At 67.0% G+C, this 19,866-nt stretch carries 15 protein-coding genes, 1 pseudogene and 1 riboswitch; of the genes and pseudogenes, 13 read left to right on the top strand and 3 right to left on the bottom strand.

Going from position 1 to position 19,866, the window contains the following annotated elements; genetic code table 11:
* Positions 1-24: 24 nt before the first annotated feature.
* Together QE393_RS00480 and QE393_RS00475 are read right to left on the bottom strand one after the other, a co-directional pair.
* Positions 25-576 carry an NUDIX hydrolase gene (locus tag QE393_RS00480; protein ID WP_273810214.1) on the bottom strand — a complete coding sequence of 184 codons (552 nt, stop codon included), beginning with the start codon at positions 574-576 and terminating at the stop codon, positions 25-27.
* A complete protein-coding gene (locus QE393_RS00475; protein ID WP_158890967.1) occupies positions 576-1,592 on the bottom strand; it encodes a DUF2333 family protein in 1,017 nt (338 codons plus the stop codon). The genes QE393_RS00480 and QE393_RS00475 overlap by 1 nt, the downstream gene beginning before the upstream one ends.
* Positions 1,593-1,860: 268 nt before the next feature.
* Here QE393_RS00475 and QE393_RS00470 point away from each other — a divergent pair, with 268 nt between their 5' ends.
* The 12 genes and pseudogenes from QE393_RS00470 (at position 1,861) to QE393_RS00415 (ending at position 17,718) form a co-directional block, all read left to right on the top strand.
* Positions 1,861-3,474, top strand: a complete 1,614-nt coding sequence (locus tag QE393_RS00470) for a PleD family two-component system response regulator (RefSeq protein WP_273810215.1) — start codon at positions 1,861-1,863, stop codon at positions 3,472-3,474.
* Positions 3,475-3,530: 56 nt separating this feature from the next.
* Positions 3,531-5,303, top strand: a complete 1,773-nt coding sequence (gene dsbD / locus QE393_RS00465; RefSeq protein ID WP_310041592.1) for a protein-disulfide reductase DsbD — start codon at positions 3,531-3,533, stop codon at positions 5,301-5,303.
* A 116-nt stretch (positions 5,304-5,419) separates the two neighbouring features.
* On the top strand, positions 5,420-5,866 hold the full coding sequence (gene aroQ / locus QE393_RS00460) for a type II 3-dehydroquinate dehydratase (protein ID WP_273810220.1): 447 nt from the start codon (positions 5,420-5,422) through the stop codon (positions 5,864-5,866).
* A 53-nt stretch (positions 5,867-5,919) separates the two neighbouring features.
* Complete coding sequence (accB, locus tag QE393_RS00455; protein WP_183633753.1) at positions 5,920-6,378, top strand: acetyl-CoA carboxylase biotin carboxyl carrier protein; 459 nt, start codon at positions 5,920-5,922, stop codon at positions 6,376-6,378.
* 16 nt (positions 6,379-6,394) lie between these two features.
* Entirely contained in the window at positions 6,395-7,741 is a 1,347-nt protein-coding gene (gene accC, locus QE393_RS00450) for an acetyl-CoA carboxylase biotin carboxylase subunit (RefSeq protein ID WP_158890976.1), read from the top strand.
* Between the two features lie 213 nt (positions 7,742-7,954).
* Positions 7,955-8,830 carry a 50S ribosomal protein L11 methyltransferase gene (gene prmA / locus QE393_RS00445; protein WP_310041589.1) on the top strand — a complete coding sequence of 292 codons (876 nt, stop codon included), beginning with the start codon at positions 7,955-7,957 and terminating at the stop codon, positions 8,828-8,830.
* A gap of 109 nt (positions 8,831-8,939) precedes the next feature.
* A pseudogene (locus tag QE393_RS00440) lies at positions 8,940-10,359 on the top strand (DUF3426 domain-containing protein).
* Between the two features lie 155 nt (positions 10,360-10,514).
* Positions 10,515-11,507, top strand: a complete 993-nt coding sequence (gene dusB / locus QE393_RS00435; protein ID WP_273810225.1) for a tRNA dihydrouridine synthase DusB — start codon at positions 10,515-10,517, stop codon at positions 11,505-11,507.
* Complete coding sequence (gene fis, locus QE393_RS00430) at positions 11,504-11,821, top strand: DNA-binding transcriptional regulator Fis (RefSeq protein ID WP_026083845.1); 318 nt, start codon at positions 11,504-11,506, stop codon at positions 11,819-11,821. Before dusB ends, fis begins: the two co-directional genes overlap by 4 nt.
* Positions 11,822-11,887: 66 nt before the next feature.
* The gene (purH, locus tag QE393_RS00425; protein WP_273810231.1) at positions 11,888-13,480 is read left to right on the top strand and encodes a bifunctional phosphoribosylaminoimidazolecarboxamide formyltransferase/IMP cyclohydrolase; all 1,593 of its coding nucleotides are present in this window, start codon (positions 11,888-11,890) and stop codon (positions 13,478-13,480) included.
* A gap of 85 nt (positions 13,481-13,565) precedes the next feature.
* Positions 13,566-14,849, top strand: coding sequence for a phosphoribosylamine--glycine ligase (purD, locus tag QE393_RS00420; protein WP_263259272.1), 1,284 nt, complete (start codon positions 13,566-13,568; stop codon positions 14,847-14,849).
* Between the two features lie 94 nt (positions 14,850-14,943).
* The gene (locus tag QE393_RS00415) at positions 14,944-17,718 is read left to right on the top strand and encodes a hybrid sensor histidine kinase/response regulator (RefSeq protein WP_273810233.1); all 2,775 of its coding nucleotides are present in this window, start codon (positions 14,944-14,946) and stop codon (positions 17,716-17,718) included.
* Here the strand turns inward: QE393_RS00415 and QE393_RS00410 are convergent.
* The gene (locus QE393_RS00410) at positions 17,702-18,097 is read right to left on the bottom strand and encodes an acyl-CoA thioesterase (protein WP_064309293.1); all 396 of its coding nucleotides are present in this window, start codon (positions 18,095-18,097) and stop codon (positions 17,702-17,704) included. The genes QE393_RS00415 and QE393_RS00410 overlap by 17 nt on opposite strands.
* 152 nt (positions 18,098-18,249) lie before the next feature.
* Positions 18,250-18,392: riboswitch (S-adenosyl-L-homocysteine riboswitch) on the top strand.
* A 22-nt stretch (positions 18,393-18,414) separates the two neighbouring features.
* Between QE393_RS00410 and ahcY the strand changes: the two genes are divergently transcribed.
* Positions 18,415-19,821, top strand: a complete 1,407-nt coding sequence (gene ahcY / locus QE393_RS00405; RefSeq protein ID WP_208693809.1) for an adenosylhomocysteinase — start codon at positions 18,415-18,417, stop codon at positions 19,819-19,821.
* Positions 19,822-19,866: the final 45 nt, after the last annotated feature.

The raw sequence follows: 19,866 nt of genomic DNA, 5'->3' as shown, positions 1-19,866 counted from the left end.
ATGCTAAGGCGCGAATGCGAGAAATTAAGGCAGGGATGCGACATCCGCCCGGCTGGTGGCCAGGCGCAGGGCCTCCAGCGAATCCGGGCAATAGGACCGCTGACGAGCCTCGGCGAGAATCGCCGCCGGAGCCAGGAAGCGTGCCTCCAGTACCTCTTCCGGCTGCAGCCGCAGCGGGTTGTTCCAGTGGGCGCTGAACACCCCGCCCCAGAGGCGATTGCCCGGCTCCTCGAAATAGAAGGTGCCGTGCTCGCGCAGCGGCACACCGCTGACCCCCAGCTCCTCGGCCAGCTCCCGCGCCGCCGATTGCGCATAGCTCTCGCCCGGCGCCACCATGCCGCCGGCGGCCACGTCCCAGTAGCCCGGGTAGAGCGCCTTGCTCAGGGTGCGCCGGTGAACGCAGAGCTCGCCGCTGTCATTGAACAGCAGGATGAAGGTGCAGCGACCGATCAGGCCGCGGGCACGCAATTCTGCCCGTGGCAACTCACCCTGGATGCGGTCGTCGCGGTCGACCCAGACCACCCGTTCCCGGTCGGAGGCGGCGCGATGCGCCGCTTCGCGGGCGTCCGGCGTCATCAGCCCTGTTCCAGCAGCTGGCGCAGGTCGATGATCGCGGCATTGGCGCGGGAGATGTAGTTGGCGATCACCAGCGAATGGTTGGCCAGGATGCCGAAGCCGCTGCCGTTGAGGATCATCGGACTCCAGACCGGCTGCTGCGCCGCTTCCAGTTCGCGGATGATCTCGCGCACGTTCACCGTGGCGTTCTTCTTGGCCAGGGTGTCGGCGAAGTCCACCTCGATGGCGCGCAGGATGTGCGACAGCGCCCAGGCCTGACCGCGGGCCTCGTAGAAGACATTGTCGATCTGCAGCCAGGGCGTCTCGACGCGCTGCTCGTGCACCTCCGGCACCTGGCCGGCGGGGATGTCCTGGTTCGGCCGTACCTCGGCGTCCAGGCGCACCCGGCCGACGCTGGCGGACAGCCGCTGGGACAGCGAACCCAGGCGGGTCTCGACGTCACCCAGCCAGTTGCGCAGGTTGTCCGAGCGCGAATAGAAGTAGGCGGTGGGCTGGCCCTGGGTATTCTGGCCCCCCAGGCGCGCCAGGTAGCGATCCAGGGAAGCGATGCCGGCGCGGTATTCCGACTCCGACGAGGGCATGGCCCAGCTGTGGTTGTCGAAGTTGAAGCGGGGCTCGGCCTGGGCCAGGTCGACGTCCTCGGTGGACTGCGACTGGGAACGGGCGAAGTCCTTGCGCAGGGCGCGCGCCAGATCGCGGGTCTGCACCAGCACGCCGTATTCCCAGGATGGCATGTCGTCGAGCCAGAGGCCCGGCGGGAAGATGTCGTTGGAGAGATAGCCGCCCGGCTTGTCCAGCAGGGTGCCAGCCACCTGCTTAAGGGTCTCGACCGTGGTGTAGCCGAGCACCAGCTTGCGACCACTGGCCGCGGCCGCCTCCTGGGCATGCTGCTGCACCGGGAAGAAATCCGGTTCGCGACTCCAGTACCAGCCTATCGCCAGGGTGACCAGCAGGTAGAGCGCGATCAGCACTGCCACCAGCCGGAGCCATCCCGACCTCAAGTTCCACTCCCGCATGGGCAATTCCTTGCAATGATTTCAAAGATGTTGGCGCTTGGACCCCCGCCCGCGACGCCGGTTGCGCCGCCATCGCCGGCGGTGCGGGCGCGACGCACCTGGGCAGCCGCTTCCGAGACTAGGGTAACAGGCGACGGACGCTACTCCAGAAGCGACCGACAGTGTCCATGCGAGCGGCATAGCCGCCGCTAACCAGGGTACCGCCTCTCCCCTGCCAGCCAGCAATTGGTAGCATAGGGCCACCACCTCAAGAATGACGGAACAATTCGTGAGCGAACCAGATGATCCGAGCCGGGACCGCCTCAAGCTGCACTTCGCGCAACGGGTCATCCACCAGTCGCGCCAGGTGCTGGAGATCTGGCAACGGCTGCAACGAGACGAGTGGACGGCCGGCAGCCTGGTCGAGCTGACCGACGCCAACGCGCGCCTGCTGCAATATGCCAAGCGCTTCGAGCAGCAGGGTCATGCCGAGCTCGCCGAGGCCATCGGTGCCTCCCTGGCCCAGGTCACCGCCAATCGCGGTCGCCTCAACAGCCAGGCCATCACCGAACTCAGCCAGGCCATGCAGAGCCTGTCGCGCACCGGGCTGCGCCAGGGCGACCAGCTGGAGACCACCAGCCTGCCGCCGCTGCGCAAGCCGATCTACATCGCCCTGCTCGACAGCGAGCGCGCCGAGCGTCTGGCGCAGCAGATGGAATACTTCGGCGTCACCATCCAGATCATCCATGGCGCCGACGACTTCCGCGCGATGATGGACAACCGTCATCCGGCGGTCATCGTCATGGACGTGGACTTCGGCGGCGCGGGCGCCGGCATCCAGCTGGCGCTGGAAGCCCAGAGTGGTCTGGAGCGCAAGCTGCCGGTACTGTTCTACAGCCACCAGGAAGCCGACACCCCCTTCCGCCTGGCCGCGGTGCGCGCCGGCGGCCAGGAGTTCTACACCGGCACCCTGGATTCGGCGCGGCTGCTGGAAAAGATCGAGACCCTCACCCGCACCGTCTACTACGATCCGATCCGCGCCCTGGTGGTGGACGACTCCCGCGCCCAGGCCATGGCTACGGAAATGGCGCTCAACAGCGCCGGGATCGTCACCCGCACCCTGATGCAGCCCGGCGCGGTGATGGCGCACCTGGCCGAATTCGTGCCCGATCTGATCATCCTCGACATGTACATGCCCGAGTGCACCGGCACCGAGCTGGCCAAGGTCATCCGCCAGCACGAGCGCTATGTCAGCGTGCCCATCATCTATCTGTCGGCCGAGGACGACCTCGACAAGCAGCTGGACGCCATGAGCGAGGGCGGCGACGACTTCCTCACCAAGCCGATCAAGCCACGCCACCTGATCGCCACGGTGCGCACCCGTGCCGCCCGGGCACGCAGCCTGCAGGCGCGCATCGTCCAGGACAGCCTTACCGGCCTGTACAACCACACCCACACCCTGCAGCTGCTGGAAGACGCCTGCTTCCGCGCGCGGCGCAGCCAGCGGCCGATCACCTTCGCCATGCTGGACATCGACCACTTCAAGCAGGTCAACGACCACTACGGCCACCCCATGGGCGACCGGGTGATCAAGAGCCTGGCGCTGTTCCTCAAGCAGCGCCTGCGCAAGTCCGACCATATCGGCCGGTATGGCGGCGAGGAATTCGCCATCGTACTGCCCGATACCGACCTGGTCACCGCCACTCGCCTGATCGACGAGATCCGCCAGCGCTTCGCCGAGATCCACTATCCGGCGCCGCCCAAGGAACTCAGCTGCACCTTCAGCGCCGGCGTGGCGCAACTGCAGCCCGGACAGGAGATGCCCGCGCTGGCCAAGCAGGCGGACGAAGCCCTCTATGCCGCCAAGCATGCGGGACGCAATTGCGTGCGCCAGTACGTCTAGCCAGACCAACCGGATGCCTCTGCTATGATCGGCCGCTGCCGATCGCCGAGAAGCCCATGCGTGCCCTGCTGTTCCTGCTCACCCTGCTGCTGACCCTGCCCGCCGCCGCCGGCCTGTTCGATGCGCCGCGCCCGACGGCCGCGCTGGGCCTGGACGGTCAGCGTCCCAGTCAGCAATTCCTGCCGGTGGATCAGGCCTTTCGCCTGGAGCAGCGTCGCGACGCCGAGGGCCGCGCCCAGGTGCGCTTCATCATCGCCGAGGGCTATTACCTCTATCGGCAGCGCTTCGCCTTCGACGCCGACCCCGGCCTGCTGACCGCGCCGGTGGCCCTGCCACCCGGCGAGCCCAAGCACGATGAGTGGTTCGGCGACGTCCAGGTCTATTATGCCGGCGTCGACATCCCCCTGCCCCTCGCGCCCGACCGCGGCGGCCAGATCAAGGTGACCTACCAGGGTTGCGCCGATCGCGGGCTCTGCTATCCGCCGGAAACCCGCACCCTGGCTATCACCGGCCCCGCGGCCGCCTCTGCGGCGAGCCAGGCGGTCGCCGCCCCCACCCCCGAACCGGTGGGGTGGAACAGAATCCTGCTGGCCTTCCTCGCCGGCCTGGGACTGACCTTCACCCCCTGCGTCCTGCCGATGTTGCCCATCGTTTCGGCGGTGGTCCTGGCCGGCAAGGCGCGCCCGGGACGTGGCCTGCTGCTGGCGCTGGCCTACGTGGTGCCCATGGCCCTGAGCTTCGCCGCCCTGGGCGCGCTCATGGGCGTCTTTGGTGCCAGTCTCAATCTCCAGGCGCAATTGCAGTCGGCCTGGGTACTGGTTCCCTTCGCCGCGCTGTTCGCGCTGTTCGCCCTGGCCATGTTCGGCCTCTTCGAACTGCGCCTGCCGGCGGCCCTGCGCGAGCGCCTGGAACAGCTCGCCAGCGGCACCCGTGGCGGCTCCCTGGGCGGCGCGGCCACCCTCGGCGTGCTCTCCAGCCTGATCGTCTCGCCCTGCGTCTCGGCGCCCCTGGCAGGCCTCCTGCTCTATATCAGCAGCACCGCCGACTGGCTCGGCGGCGGCCTGGCACTGTTCGCCCTGGGCCTGGGCATGGGCGCCCCGCTGATCCTCATCGCCGCCGGCGGTGGCGCCCTGCTGCCCCGCAGCGGCGCCTGGCTGGTGGGCATGCGCAATGCGTTCGGCGTACTGCTGCTGGCGGTCGCCCTGTGGCTGCTCGAACGACTCCTTCCGGGGCCCCTGGCGCTGGCGGCCTGGGGCCTGCTGGCCGCCGGGGTCGGGCTGTTCCTCGGCGCCCTGGAATTCGTCCCCAAGCCGCCCCGCCAGCGCCTGTCGCAACTGGCGGGCCTGGCCCTGGTGGTCTATGGCGCAGCGGCCGGCATCGGCGCCCTGCGCGGCGCCAGCGATCCCCTGCGGCCGCTGGGCGACGCCGCGGTACCCGCGGTACCCGCGGTAGCTGCCCGCGCGGAGGTCATGCGCAGCCTGAGCGATCCCGCCGCCCTGGCGAGCAGCCTCGGTAGCGGGCGACCGCTGCTGGTGGACGTCTATGCCGACTGGTGCATCAGCTGCAAGCTGATCGAGCGCGAAGTCTTCGGCAACCCCGAGATCCAGGCGCAACTGCGCGACTTCACGCTGATCCGTTTCGACATGACGCAAAGCACCCGGGAACAGCGCCAGTGGCTGGAGCAGCACGGCCTGTTCGGCCCGCCGGCGATCCTGTTCTACGATGCAAGAGGCCGGGAGCAGGGCAAGGCGCGCATCGTCGGCGAAATCGATGCCGCGGGCTTTCTCGCCCGACTCGACGAAGCAAAAAGGCTTATCACCAGCGATTAAAAGAATTTCGCCCAACGTGCGGGCATTTCCGGCAAACGTCTAGCGACTGGACAGTCACCTCCGGTTGCGGCATAGTCCGCGGCCAATCTGGTTGCGAAATCGCGAGGCAAGTGGCTATGGCGCATCTGCTGGTACTGCACGGGCCCAACCTGAATCTGCTGGGTACCCGCGAGCCGGGCGTCTACGGGGCTACCACCCTGGCCCAGATCAACGCCGACCTCGAAGCCCGCGCCACTGCGGCGGGGCATCGCCTGCAGTCTCTGCAAAGCAACGCCGAGCACCTGCTGATCGAACGCATCCACACCGCGCGCGACGAAGGGGTGGATTTCATCCTGATCAATCCGGCTGCCTTCACCCATACCAGCGTCGCCCTACGTGACGCCTTGCTCGCGGTGAGCATCCCATTCATCGAAGTGCACCTGTCGAACGTGCACAAGCGCGAAGCCTTCCGCCACCACTCCTATTTTTCCGATGTGGCGGTCGGTGTGATCTGCGGGCTCGGCGCCAGTGGCTATCGCCTGGCGCTGGAAGCCGCCTGCGAACAGCTCGCCGCCCGCGGCTGAGCGCGACCCAATATCCAGAACATCACCTGAACCCGAGGGGAGAGCCAACGCCAATGGACATCCGTAAAGTCAAGAAACTGATCGAGTTGCTGGAAGAGTCCGGTATCGACGAGCTGGAAATCCGCGAAGGCGAAGAGTCCGTCCGCATCAGCCGCAACACCGGCCGCAACCAGGGCATGCAGACCGTCTACGCCGCCGCCCCCGCGCCAGTCGCCGCTCCGGCTGCCGCTCCGGCCGCTGCCGCGCCTGCTACCGAAGCCGCCGCTCCGCAACTGACCGGTAACGTGGCTCGCTCGCCCATGGTCGGCACCTTCTACCGCGCTTCCTCGCCCACCACTCCGGCCTTCGTCGAAGTCGGCCAGCAGGTGAAGAAAGGCGACATCCTGTGCATCGTCGAAGCCATGAAGATGATGAACCACATCGAAGCCGAAGCCAGCGGCACCATTGGCCAGGTGCTGGTCGAGAACGGTCAGCCCGTCGAATTCGACCAGCCGCTGTTCACCATTGTCTAAGCCCGTGGAGCCCACGATGCTGGAAAAAGTCCTGATCGCCAACCGCGGGGAAATCGCCCTGCGCGTGGTGCGTGCCTGCAAGGAGCTGGGCATCAAGACGGTGGCGGTTCATTCCACCGCCGACCGCGAACTGATGCATCTGTCCCTCGCCGACGAATCGGTGTGCATCGGCCCGGCCCCCTCGCCCCTGTCCTACCTGAACATCCCGGCCATCATCAGTGCCGCGGAAGTCACCGGCGCCACCGCCATCCACCCGGGCTACGGCTTTCTCGCCGAGAACGCCGACTTCGCCGAGCAGGTGGAGCAGTCCGGATTCGCCTTCGTCGGCCCCACCGCCGACGTGATTCGCCTGATGGGCGACAAGGTGTCCGCCAAGAACGCCATGAAGCAGGCCGGCGTGCCCACCGTACCGGGCTCCGACGGCGCCCTGCCGGATGACGAGGCCGAGTGCCTGCGCATCGGTCGCGAAGTCGGCTATCCGGTGATCATCAAGGCCGCCGGCGGCGGTGGTGGTCGCGGCATGCGCGTGGTCGAGGACGAGGCCGAGCTGATCAAGTCGATCAAGCTGACCCAGACCGAAGCCGGCGCCGCCTTTGGCAATTCCATGGTCTACATGGAGAAGTTCCTCGGCAATCCGCGTCACGTGGAAGTCCAGGTGCTCTCCGATGGCCAGGGCAACGCCGTGCACCTCTACGATCGCGACTGCTCGCTGCAGCGTCGTCACCAGAAGGTCATCGAGGAGGCGCCTGCGCCCCAGATCGACGAGAAGGCCCGTGAAGAAGTCCTGGCACGCTGCGTCAAGGCCTGCGTCGACATCGGCTACCGCGGCGCCGGCACCTTCGAGTTCCTCTACGAAGACGGCCGTTTCTACTTCATCGAGATGAACACCCGCGTGCAGGTGGAGCATCCGGTGACCGAGATGATCACCGGTGTCGACATCGTCAAGGAGATGCTCAGCATCGCCGCTGGCAACCCGCTGTCGATCAAGCAGGAAGACATCAAGATCACCGGTCACGCCATCGAGTGCCGGATCAACGCCGAAGACCCCAAGACCTTCATGCCCTCCCCGGGCCTGGTCAAGCACTACCATGCACCGGGCGGCAACGGCGTGCGGGTGGATTCGCACCTGTACAGCGGCTATAAGGTTCCGCCGAACTACGATTCGCTGATCGCCAAGCTGATCACCTGGGGCAAGACGCGCGAAGAGGCCATGGCCCGGATGCGCAACGCCCTGGACGAGCTGATCGTCGACGGCATCAAGACCAACGCCGATCTGCACCGGATGCTGACCCGCGACCAGGCCTTCGGCCAGGGCGCGGTGAACATCCACTATCTGGAGAAGAAGCTCGGCATGCGCCATTAAGGACGTGACGGCTGCGCGTCGGCCGGGCTGCGTTGGAAATCGCCTCGGAATGCTCATTTACCCTGTGTAAACTGCGCTTCCTCGGCGATTGCCGCCTTGCCTGACCTAGCTCGCTCGCTCGCCCCGTCGGCTTCTTACCTAGTAAACGGGCTGCCCTCGGGCAGCCCGTTTTCATTTACCCTCCCCGCTTTGACCCGATTCAGGTAGCCCATCATGTCCTGGCTGCAAGTCCGCCTCGCCCTCACCCCCGCCCAGGCGGAAACCTACGAAGACCTCATGCTCGAACTGGGCGCCGTCTCGGTGACCTTCATGGACGCCGAGAACCAGCCGATCTTCGAGCCGGATCTCGGCACCACCCCGCTGTGGTCCCAGACCCACCTGCTGGCGCTGTTCGAAGGCGATACCGACGCCGCGGCCCTGGAACAGCGTGTGCAGCTGCTGGCCAACGGCCTGACCTACGAGGTGGAGCGCCTGGAAGACCAGGAGTGGGAACGCAGCTGGATGGACAACTTCCAGCCCATGCGCTTCGGCCAGCGGCTGTGGATCGTCCCCAGCTGGCACGAGGCCCCGGAACCCGAAGCGGTCAATCTGCTGCTGGATCCGGGCCTGGCCTTTGGCACTGGCACCCATCCCACCACCTCGCTGTGCCTGCAGTGGCTGGACGGCGAACCGGTCGCAGGTCGGCAGGTACTGGATTTCGGCTGCGGCTCGGGCATCCTCGCCATCGCCGCCCTGCTGCTGGGCGCCGAGCGCGCCGTGGGCACCGACATCGACGTCCAGGCCCTCGAAGCCTCGCGGGAGAACGCCAACCGCAACGGCATCGACCCGACCCGCTTTCCGCTCTACCTGCCCGCCGATCTGCCAGGCGAGCAGGCCGACGTGGTGGTGGCCAATATCCTCGCCGGCCCGCTGGTCGGCCTGGCCGAGCAGATCACCCGCCTGACCCGCATCGGCGGTCGCCTGGCCCTCTCCGGCATCCTCGCCGAGCAGGCCGAGGATGTCCGCGCCGCCTACGCCGGCTGCTTCGACCTGGAACCCACCGCCACCCTCGACGGCTGGGTGCGCATCAGCGGGACCCGCCGCCGCTGATCCGCCAAGGCGCCACCGGTCCGCTCACCCGGCGGCCCGGTGGAGGCCCTTCTTTCGCCAGGGCCTTCGGGTACACTAGCGCGCTTCACTCCCTGGCTGTCGCCTCGCCATGACCGAATCCCTCGTCGCCCAGTGTCCGCATTGCCATACCCGCTTCCGTGTCACCCAGGAACACCTGGCCGCCGCGGATGGCGACGTACGCTGTGGCGTCTGCCTGGAAGTGTTCAACGCCAGCAACCAGGCTGCGCCCCTGACGGCCCCTGAGCCCGCGGCCGAGCCGGCGCCCACGCCCAGCGAAGCGGCCTGGCCCCATGACGAACTGGACCTGAGCCACCTGGAGCTGGACGCCGAGGTCGCCCGCCTGGGCGCCCTGGAAGAACAGCGCCGCGCGCCGGTCACTCCGCTGGCCTCTCCCGCCGTGACCACGCCGCGGGAAGAGCCGGTACCGGCCCTGGGACTGGCTGCCCACCGCCCCCGGGACGACGAAGATGCCTACGAGCTGCCGTCGCTCGGCGCCGTCTCCGCCGAGCGCGAACCCGAGCCGGAGTCGCTGCGACTGCAGGCCGCGCCCGAGGTGGAGCCGGAGGCCGAGCCACTGCCCCTATCCCTTACCGCCGCCGAGCCGGAACCGCAGCTCGAACCCGAGCCGGCCTTCGCGCCGGAGCCCAGGCCGGAGCCCAAGCCCGCCATCAGCGCCTTGCCTGCCGCAGCGCCGGCGGCCCCGCTCGCTGCCGTGCGCGCCCCGTTGAAGCCTGCCCCGGCGACGCCGCCCGCGCCCCTCACCGCCGCGCCGACCGAACGCCAGGAGCCGGCGCTCGGCCGGGTCGAAGCCGACGACGACGAACGCGCCGAACCCGGCCTGGGCCGCCTCGACGACTGGCAGGAGCCAACTGCCGAATCCCTCAGCGCCGCTCGCGACAGCGACGACGAGCCGCCGCCGGCCAAGGCCGCGAGCGGCCTGCGCAGCGAGCCGGAATGGCAGGACGATCCGCTGCTGGACCTGCACGACGAACCGCTGCAGCTGGACAGCCACCCACAGCGCCCGCGCTGGGGTCGCCGCCTGCTGTGGATCCTGCTCTGCCTGCTGGCGCTGCTCGGCCTGGCCGGCCCAGTACGTCTATTACCACTTCGACGAACTGGCGCGGCAGGACAGCTATCGCCCGCTGTTCGTCCAGGCCTGTGCCAGCCTCGGCTGCAAGGTGCCGTCCAAGGTCGATGTCCAGCAGATCCGCAGCAGCAACCTGGTGGTGCGCAGCCACCCGCAATTTTCCGGGGCGCTGCGCGTCGATGCCATCCTCTACAACCGGGCACCCTTCTCGCAGCCCTTCCCGCTGCTGGAATTGCGCTTCGCCGACCTCAATGGCCAACTGCTCGCCAGCCGCCGCTTCAAGCCGGGCGAATACCTGAATGGCGAACTGAAAGGCCAGGACGAGATGCCGCCGCAGACGCCGATCCACATCGCCCTGGACATTCTCGACCCCGGTCCGCGAGCCGTGAATTACAGCCTGAGCTTCTTCTCGCCGGAGTAGCTCCAGGGTGAATTGCTCATAAACTAGCCAACTCGCGCTTTATCCGGAGGCGGCGAGCGGGTATCATTCCCAACCCTTTTCAAGCACAGCAGCCCCTGTCCGCGGCCGGTTTCCGGCGCAGGCGGAACAGGCGCCTATTCGCCAGGGAAAAAGATATGTCGATGGTACGCATCGGCCCTTATACCTTGCCCAATCCGCTGATTCTCGCGCCCATGGCCGGGGTCACCGACCTGCCCTTCCGTCGCCTGTGCCTGGCACTCGGCGCCGGCATGGCCGTGTCGGAAATGGTGACCAGTGACGTGCGACTCTACGACAGCCGCAAGTCGCGGCTGCGCCTGATCCACGCCAGCGAGCAGGAACCACGTTCGGTGCAGATCGCCGGCGGCGATCCGGCGATGCTGGCCGAGGCGGCCCAGCGCAATGTCGAACTGGGTGCCCAGATCATCGACATCAACATGGGCTGCCCGGCGAAAAAGGTCTGCAACAAGGCCGCCGGCTCCGCGCTGATGAAGGATGAGGCCCTGGTGGCCGAGATCCTCGCTGCCGTGGTGGCCGCCGTCGACGTCCCCGTGACCCTGAAGATCCGCACCGGCTGGAATCCCGACAATCGCAACGGCCTGCGCATCGCGCAGCTGGCCGAAGCCGCGGGCATCCAGGCCCTCGCCGTGCATGGCCGCACCCGGGACGACCGGTTCCTCGGCGCCGCCGAGTACGACACCATCGCCGCCATCAAGCAGGCGGTCGGTATCCCGGTGTTCGCCAACGGCGACATCGACAGCCCGGAAAAGGCCCGCTGGGTGCTCGAACACACCGGCTGCGACGGCCTGCTGATCGGCCGTGCCGCCCAGGGGCGCCCCTGGATCTTCCGTGAGATCGCCCACTACCTGGCGACCGGCGAGCACCTCGCGGCGCCCGGTGATGCCGAGGTGGAGGCCATCCTGCTGGCGCATCTCGACGCCCTACATGCCTTCTACGGCGCGGAAATGGGCGTACGCATCGCCCGCAAGCACGTCGGCTGGTACCTGGCCGACCGGCCGGGCGCCGCGGAATCGCGCGCCCAGTTCAACCGACTGCAAGACACCCAAGCCCAGCACGCCAGCATTCGCGCGTTCTTCGCGCAGCCCCCGACCGGGAAGCAGGTGGCATGAATTCGATGACCGAGACTTTGACTGGAACAGCGCCCGTGAGTGACAACGGCGACCTCAAGCAGCACCTGACCGCTCCCCTGCAGGAGGGTCAGACGCTGCGCGACAGCGTGGAAAAGGCGCTGCGCAACTATTTCGCCCACCTCGATGGGCAGCCGGTGACCGACGTCTACAACATGGTGCTCTGCGAAGTGGAAGCACCCCTGCTCGAAAGCGTGATGAATTACGTCAAGGGCAACCAGACCAAGGCGTCGGAGATGCTCGGGCTCAATCGCGGCACCCTGCGCAAGAAGCTCAAGCAGTACGACCTGCTCTGATCCGCCTCATCGCCGGCGGGCCAGAGGGCTTGACCGGCGGTCTCTATCCTCCTGATGGACATGACCATGACCGACCAGACCTCTCGCCTCCCCGTCCGCCGTGCGCTGATCAGCGTGTCCGACAAGACGGGCGTCGTCGACTTCGCCCGCGAACTCGCGGCCATCGGCGTGGAAATCCTGTCCACCGGCGGCACCTACAAGCTGCTGCGCGATGAAGGCATCCCGGCGCTGGAAGTCGCCGACTACACCGGCTTCCCGGAGATGATGGACGGTCGCGTCAAGACCCTGCACCCCAAGATCCACGGCGGCATCCTCGGTCGTCGCGGCGTCGACCACGAGGTGATGAGCGAGCACGGCATCCGCCCGATCGACCTGGTCGCGGTCAACCTCTACCCCTTCGCCGCCACCGTGGCCAAGCCCGGCTGCAGCCTGGCCGACGCCATCGAGAACATCGACATCGGCGGCCCGACCATGGTCCGCAGTGCGGCGAAGAACCACAAGGACGTCGCCATCGTGGTCAATGCCAGCGACTACGAGTCCATCCTCGACGACCTCAAGGCCGGTGGCCTGACCTATGCCCAGCGCTTCGATCTGGCGCTCAAGGCCTTCGAGCACACCGCCGCCTACGACGGCATGATCGCCAACTACCTGGGCAGCATCGACCAGCAGGCGGAGACCCTCTCCACCGAAGGCCGCGCCGCCTTCCCGCGGACCTTCAGCGCCCAGTTCATCAAGGCGCAGGACATGAGATACGGCGAGAATCCGCACCAGCAGGCAGCCTTCTATGTCGAGCACGCCAGCGAAGCCTGCGTGGCCACCGCCACCCAGCTGCAGGGCAAGGAACTGTCCTTCAACAACGTCGCCGACACCGATGCCGCCCTGGAAACCGTCAAGAGCTATGGGGAACCGGCCTGCGTCATCGTCAAGCACGCCAATCCCTGCGGCGTGGCCGTCGCCAGCGACATCCGCCAGGCCTATGAACTGGCCTATGCCACCGACAGCGAATCGGCCTTCGGCGGCATCATCGCCTTCAACCGCGAACTGGACGCCGAGACCGCCCGCGCCATCGTCGAGCGCCAGTTCGTCGAGGTGATCATCGCCCCGCGCGTCAGCGCCGAAGCCCGCGAAGTCGTCGCGGCCAAGGCCAACGTCCGCCTGCTGGAGTGCGGCGAGTGGCCCGCCGAGCGCAAGCCCGGCCTGGACCTCAAGCGCGTCAACGGCGGCCTGCTGGTGCAGAGCCGTGACATCGCCATGATCACCGCCGCCGACCTCAAGGTGGTGACCCGGCGCGCGCCCGGCGAGCAGGAGCTGCAGGACCTGATCTTCGCCTGGAAGGTGGCCAAGTTCGTCAAATCCAATGCCATCGTCTACGCCAAGGGCCAGCAGACTGTGGGCATCGGCGCCGGCCAGATGAGCCGTGTCAACTCGGCGCGCATCGCCGCCATCAAGGCCGAGCACGCCGGTCTGGCCGTAGCCGGCGCGGTCATGGCCTCGGACGCCTTCTTCCCCTTCCGCGACGGCATCGACAACGCCGCGGCCAACGGCATCACCGCGGTGATCCAGCCGGGTGGCTCCATGCGCGACGCCGAGGTGATCGCCGCCGCCGACGAAGCCGGCATCGCCATGGTCTTCACCGGCATGCGCCACTTCCGCCACTAAGGCCCGCCACGGCGGGGGCCGCAGCCTTCGCCGTCGACCCATTTGCGTGGCGGACGTGCCCAGCGTCCGCCCAGAGGAAAGCTTCATGAACGTACTCATCATCGGCAGCGGCGGTCGCGAACACGCCCTGGCCTGGAAGGTCGCCCAGGACACCCGGGTCACCAAGGTCTACGTCGCGCCCGGCAACGCCGGCACCGCTACCGAAGCCAAGTGCGAGAACGTCGCCCTCGACGTCCTGGCCCTGGAGCAACTGGCCGATTTCGCCGCGGCCAACGTCGAGCTGACCATCGTCGGCCCCGAGGCGCCGCTGGTGGCCGGAGTGGTCGACCTGTTCCGCAGCCGTGGCCTGCCCTGCTTCGGCCCCACCGCCGGCGCGGCGCAACTGGAAGGCTCCAAGGCCTTCACCAAGGATTTCCTCGCGCGCCATCAAATCCCCACCGCCGCCTACGCCAACTTCACCGAGGTGGAGCCGGCGCTGGCCTATCTGCGCGAGCAGGGTGCGCCCATCGTGATCAAGGCCGATGGCCTGGCCGCCGGCAAGGGCGTGATCGTCGCCATGACCCTGGCCGAAGCCGAGGACGCCGTGCGTGACATGCTCTCCGGCAATGCCTTCGGCGATGCTGGTGCGCGCGTGGTGATCGAGGAATTCCTCGATGGCGAGGAAGCCAGCTTCATCGTCATGGTGGATGGCAAGAACGTGCTGCCGATGGCCACCAGCCAGGACCACAAGCGCGTCGGCGACGGCGACAGCGGTCCCAACACCGGCGGCATGGGCGCCTACTCCCCGGCGCCGGTGGTGACCGCGGCGGTCCATGACCGGGTCATGCGCGAGATCATCGAGCCTACCGTGGCCGGCATGGCCAGCGAAGGCAATGTCTACACCGGCTTCCTCTATGCCGGCCTGATGATCGACCAGAGTGGCGCGCCCAAGGTCATCGAATTCAACTGCCGGTTCGGCGATCCCGAGACCCAGCCGGTGATGCTGCGCCTGCAGTCCAGCCTGGTGCTGCTGGTGGAGGCCGCCCTGGCCGAGGCCCTCGACAAGATCGAAGCCTGCTGGGATCCACGTCCGAGCCTGGGCATCGTCCTGGCCGCCGGCGGCTATCCGGGCGACTACGCCAAGGGTGACGCCATCGCCGGTCTCGAGGCCGCCGCAGCGCTGCCGGGCAAGGTGTTCCACGCCGGCACCGGCCTGCGCGACGGTCAGGTCGTCACCGCCGGCGGTCGGGTGCTGTGCGCCACGGCTCTGGGCGAAACGGTCTCCGCCGCCCAGCAGAACGCCTCTGCACTGGCCCGGGAAATCTCCTGGCAGGGCTGCTTCTACCGCAGCGACATCGGCTACCGCGCCATCGCTCGCGAGCGACAGTGAAGCTCGCCTAAGAGATCAGCCTGTTACACTGTTACGTCAACAGACGTGACGGGCTGGTCTATACTCGACGTCCGCATTTGCGAAGGGAACTCTCGTGCACCGGCTCTGGATCGCCATAGGCTTTGTGGTCAGCTGGCTGCTGTTGCTGCTAGTGGCCAATTCCGTGCAGGCCGAGAATTCGCCGGATGCGGGCTGGGCGCAGTACGAGGACGTTACTGGCGAATTCTCGCTCGATGATGTCCGTGATCGGCTGTCCGCCTTCAAACCGCTGACCACCGCCAGGGCCCACCGCCCGGCCGGTTCCGGCGCGCTCTGGCTGCACACGCGCATCCAGCCCGATACCCAGCAGCGGCTGCTGCGCATCATTTCGCCCAACGTCGGCTATCTGGATTTCTTCGCCTATCGCGATGACCAGCTGCTCAGCGAGATCCGCGATGGCCTGTCGCGGCCGCTGCTCAATCCGCAGCAACTCAGTCGCGACTTCGTCTTTCCGATTCCACAGAGCGATCAGCCGCTCGACCTCTTCCTGAGATTCGAATCGCCCCAGCCGATGCGGATCGCCCTGACCCTGAGCAGCAGCGCCGAAGCCGAGATCACCCATCGCCTGGTGATGTTCGGCGTGTTGCTCGGCTGCCTGGCCATGCTGGCGCTGTACAACGGTGCCCAGCTGCTCTACCACCGCAGCCGCGCCACCAGCGCCCTCACCCTGCTGCTGGTGATGCTGGTCTGCGTAGCCCTGAACATCTTCGGACTGAGCAAGTTCTTGCTGGGCACCTTCAAGGGCCAGACGCCGCTGCTGACCGATCTGTCGGTGCTGGCCTGCAGCGCCGCCGGGCTGAATCTCGTGGGTGCCTTCTTCGGCTGGCGACGGCTGCCGCTCTGGGTCCGCCGCACGCTGCGGAGCCTGCTGGCCCTGGTCGGCCTGGCCGCCATGGTGCGTATCGCCGCCGGCGAACTCTATGTCGGCGACTGGCTGATGGCGGTCAATGGCCTGGCGTTGTGCGCCTGCCTGATCATCGCTCTGGAGCGCTGGCACCAGGGCGCCCGCTATGCGCGGCTGCTGGTGATGAGCTGCGCCCTGCTGGCCCTGGCCGGGCTGATCGCGCTGCCGATCCTGGCCGGCTACGCCAATCCGCCGGTATGGATGGGCCGCGGCCTGATCGCCAGCTGCATGCTCAGCGGCATCCTGCTGACCCTGGCCCTGGAGGAGCGGCGTCGCTATCTGCGCGAGGAACATTTCACCCGCACCCGCGACAGAGCCACGGACCACGCGGAGCTCAAGGGCAAGGCCGAATTTCTCTCGCGCATCAGTCACGAGATCCGCACGCCCATGAATGGCGTGCTGGGCATGACCGAATTGCTGCAGGGCACGGCGCTGTCGGCCAAGCAGCGCGACTATGTGCAGACCATCCACAGCGCCGGCGCCGAGCTGCTCAATCTGATCAACGAGATCATCGACATCACCCGCCTGGAAAGTGGCCAGATCGAACTCGAGGAGGTCACCTTCGACCTCAATGCCCTGCTCGACGACTGCCTGGACATCTTCCGGCCGCGTGCCGAGGAGCACCGGGTCGAATTGCTCAGCTTCATCCAGCCCCAGGTGCCGCGCCGTTTCATCGGCGACCCGACCCGCCTGCGCCAGATCCTGCTCAACCTGCTGGAAAACGCCTTCCAGCGCACCGAGGAAGGCGAGATCCTGCTGGTGATCTCCCTGGAAGAGGCCACCGGCCAACCGCCGCGCCTGCGCATCTCCGTGCAGGACAGCGGCACCCCGCTGGACGCGGCGCTGAGTCGCCAGCTGCTGTCCACCCACCTCGACCGCCGCGACTTCCTCGCCAGCGACACCGACAGCCTGGATTTCGGCCTGATCATCGCCCGCCAGCTGGTGCTGCTGATGCAGGGCGACTTCGGCATCCAGAACAACGCCGAAGGCGGTTCCAGCTTCTGGATCAGCCTGCCCATCCCGGCTCAGGCGCTGGTCCTGTCGCGCGGCGACAGCGACTATCCGCTGCAGGACGTGCGGGTGCTGGTGGTCGATGACAACGAACTCTGCCGCAAGGTCCTGCAGCAGCAGTGCAGCGCCTGGGGCATGCAGGCGGTGACCGCCGCCTCCGGGCGCGAGGCCCTGGCCCTGCTGCGTACCCAGTCGCACCTGCGGGAATACTTCGATGTGGTGCTGCTCGATCAGCAGATGCCGGGCATGACCGGCATGCAGCTCGCCGCGCGCATCAACGAGGACGAGAATCTCAACCACGATCTGCTGCTGATCATGCTCACCGGGCTGAGTAATGCGCCGAGCAAGGTCATCGCCCGCAACGCCGGCATCAAGCGGGTGCTGGCCAAGCCGGTGGCCGGCTATACCCTCAGGGCCACCCTGGCCGACGAACTGTCGCGCCGCGGCCAGCGGGTCAGCGAACCCGAGCCCCAGGAACAGCCCAGCGGCATCCCCAGCGACTTCCGCGTGCTGGTGGCCGAGGACAACAGCATCTCGGTCAAGGTGATCCGCGGCATGCTGAAGAAGCTCGGCGTCGAACCCGATACCGTGAGCAACGGCCTGGAGGCCTTCGAAAAGCTCCAGCAGAACACCTATGACCTCATCCTGATGGATTGCGAGATGCCCCTGCTGGACGGCTTCGGCGCCACCCGCCGGCTACGTGCCTGGGAACAGCAGAATCATCGTTCGCGCACCCCGGTGGTGGCCCTGACCGCGCATATCCTCGCCGAGCACAAGGATCGCGCCCAGGAGGCCGGCATGGACGGCCACATGGGCAAGCCGATCGAACTCTCGCAACTGCGCGAACTGCTGCTCTACTGGGCCGAGCGGCGGCGCCTGGACGTGACCCGCGCCGGACTCAAGGCGACTCCTTGAACCTGTCCTCGACGTAGGTAATCCGGGTCTTGCCGTGGGGCACCGGATTGCCTTCCTCGTCGAGATTGACGAAGACGATCTTGTCGATGGTGAGGATGCTCTTGCGGGTGATCTTGTTGCGCACCTCGCATCTCAGGGTGATGGAGGTACGCCCGAACTCGGTGGCGGTGATGCCCAGCTCGATGATGTCGCCCTGACGCGAGGCGCTGATGAAGTTGATCTCCGAGATGTACTTGGTCACCACCTTGGGATTTTCCAGCTGCACGATGGCGTAAATCGCCGCCTCCTCGTCGATCCACTTCAGCAGACTGCCGCCGAACAGGGTGCCATTGGCGTTGAGGTCTTCGGGTTTCACCCACTTGCGGGTATGGAAGTTCATCAGGGCTCCTTGAATTTCCAGGGGGGTTGGGGCATCAGATCAGGGTGCGCGCGGTAGATTCCGGTCGACATGAGGCAGAGCGCCACCCTTTGGGTTTATCGCGATCCTCGTTATACTGCCCGCGCATCGCGGCCACCAGGCCGCCCCGCCTTCCGTTCGAGGGGCGCTGCAGCACGCTGCGTTATCCCATCCTAGCCGACCCGCCGCTGGCGCGGGCATCACGGCCGGCATGACGTCAGACGTTGTCAGGCTCGAACGGAGCGTTATCAGAACGCATCAACGGCGCCCATTCGCACCTAACGAATGGAGACTCTTCAATGAGCGCTGTCCTCACGCCTGCCGCTTTCAACGATTTCAAGGTCGCCGACATCTCCCTGGCCGACTGGGGTCGTCGCGAAGTCATCATCGCCGAATCGGAAATGCCCGCCCTCATGGCGCTGCGTGGCAAGTACGCCGGCGAGCAACCCCTGGCCGGTGCCAAGATCCTCGGCTGCATCCACATGACCATCCAGACCGCCGTGCTCATCGAGACCCTGGTAGCCTTGGGCGCCGAAGTGCGCTGGTCCAGCTGCAACATCTTCTCCACCCAGGACCAGGCCGCCGCCGCCATCGCCGCCGCCGGCATCCCGGTGTTCGCCTGGAAGGGCGAGACCGAAGCCGAATACGAGTGGTGCATCGAGCAGACCATCCTCAAGGACGGCCAGCCCTGGGACGCCAACATGGTGCTGGACGACGGCGGTGACCTGACCCAGATCCTGCACGACAAGTATCCGCAGGTGCTGGAGCGCGTGCACGGCATCACCGAAGAGACCACCACCGGCGTGCACCGCCTGCTGGACATGCTCAAGGACGGCACCCTCAAGGTCCCGGCGATCAACGTCAACGACTCGGTCACCAAGAGCAAGAACGACAACAAGTACGGTTGCCGCCACAGCCTCAACGACGCCATCAAGCGCGCCACCGACCACCTGCTGTCCGGCAAGCAGGCGCTGGTGATCGGCTACGGCGACGTGGGCAAGGGCTCGGCCGCCTCGCTGCGTCAGGAAGGCATGATCGTCAAGGTCTCGGAAGTCGACCCGATCTGCGCCATGCAGGCCTGCATGGACGGCTACGAGCTGGTTTCGCCCTATGTCGACGGCCTGAACGACGGCACCGAAGCCTCGGTGGATCGCGCCCTGCTGGGCAAGATCGACCTGATCGTCACCACCACCGGCAACGTCAACGTCTGTGACGCCAACATGCTCAAGGCGCTGAAGAAGCGCGCCCTGGTGTGCAACATCGGTCACTTCGATAACGAGATCGACACCGCCTTCATGCGCCAGCACTGGGGCTGGGAAGAGGTGAAGCCGCAGGTGCACAAGATCCACCGCACCGGCCTGACCGTCGATTCGGCCAACGACGACTACCTGATCCTGCTGGCCGAAGGCCGCCTGGTGAACCTGGGCAACGCCACCGGCCACCCCAGCCGCATCATGGACGGCTCCTTCGCCAACCAGGTGCTGGCGCAGATTCACCTGTACCAGGAGAAGTTCGCCGACCTGCCGGTCGCCGAGAAGACCGCCAACGTCACCGTCATGGTCCTGCCCAAGAAGCTCGACGAAGAAGTGGCGCTGGAAATGGTGAAGGGCTTCGGGGGCGTGGTGACCCGCCTGACCGAAGCCCAGGCCAAGTACATCGGCGTGACCCAGGAAGGCCCCTTCAAGCCCGACAGCTACCGCTACTGATGGCCAGGCCACCCGCTCCCCGGAGCGGGTGGCCGCCGACGAGAG

Source organism: Pseudomonas sp. SORGH_AS_0211 (assembly GCF_031453455.1).
In the GTDB taxonomy this organism is placed as follows: domain Bacteria; phylum Pseudomonadota; class Gammaproteobacteria; order Pseudomonadales; family Pseudomonadaceae; genus Chryseomonas; species Chryseomonas aestiva.
Note: the sequence above shows the minus strand (reverse complement) of the source record. Positions and strands in the feature narration are given on the sequence as shown.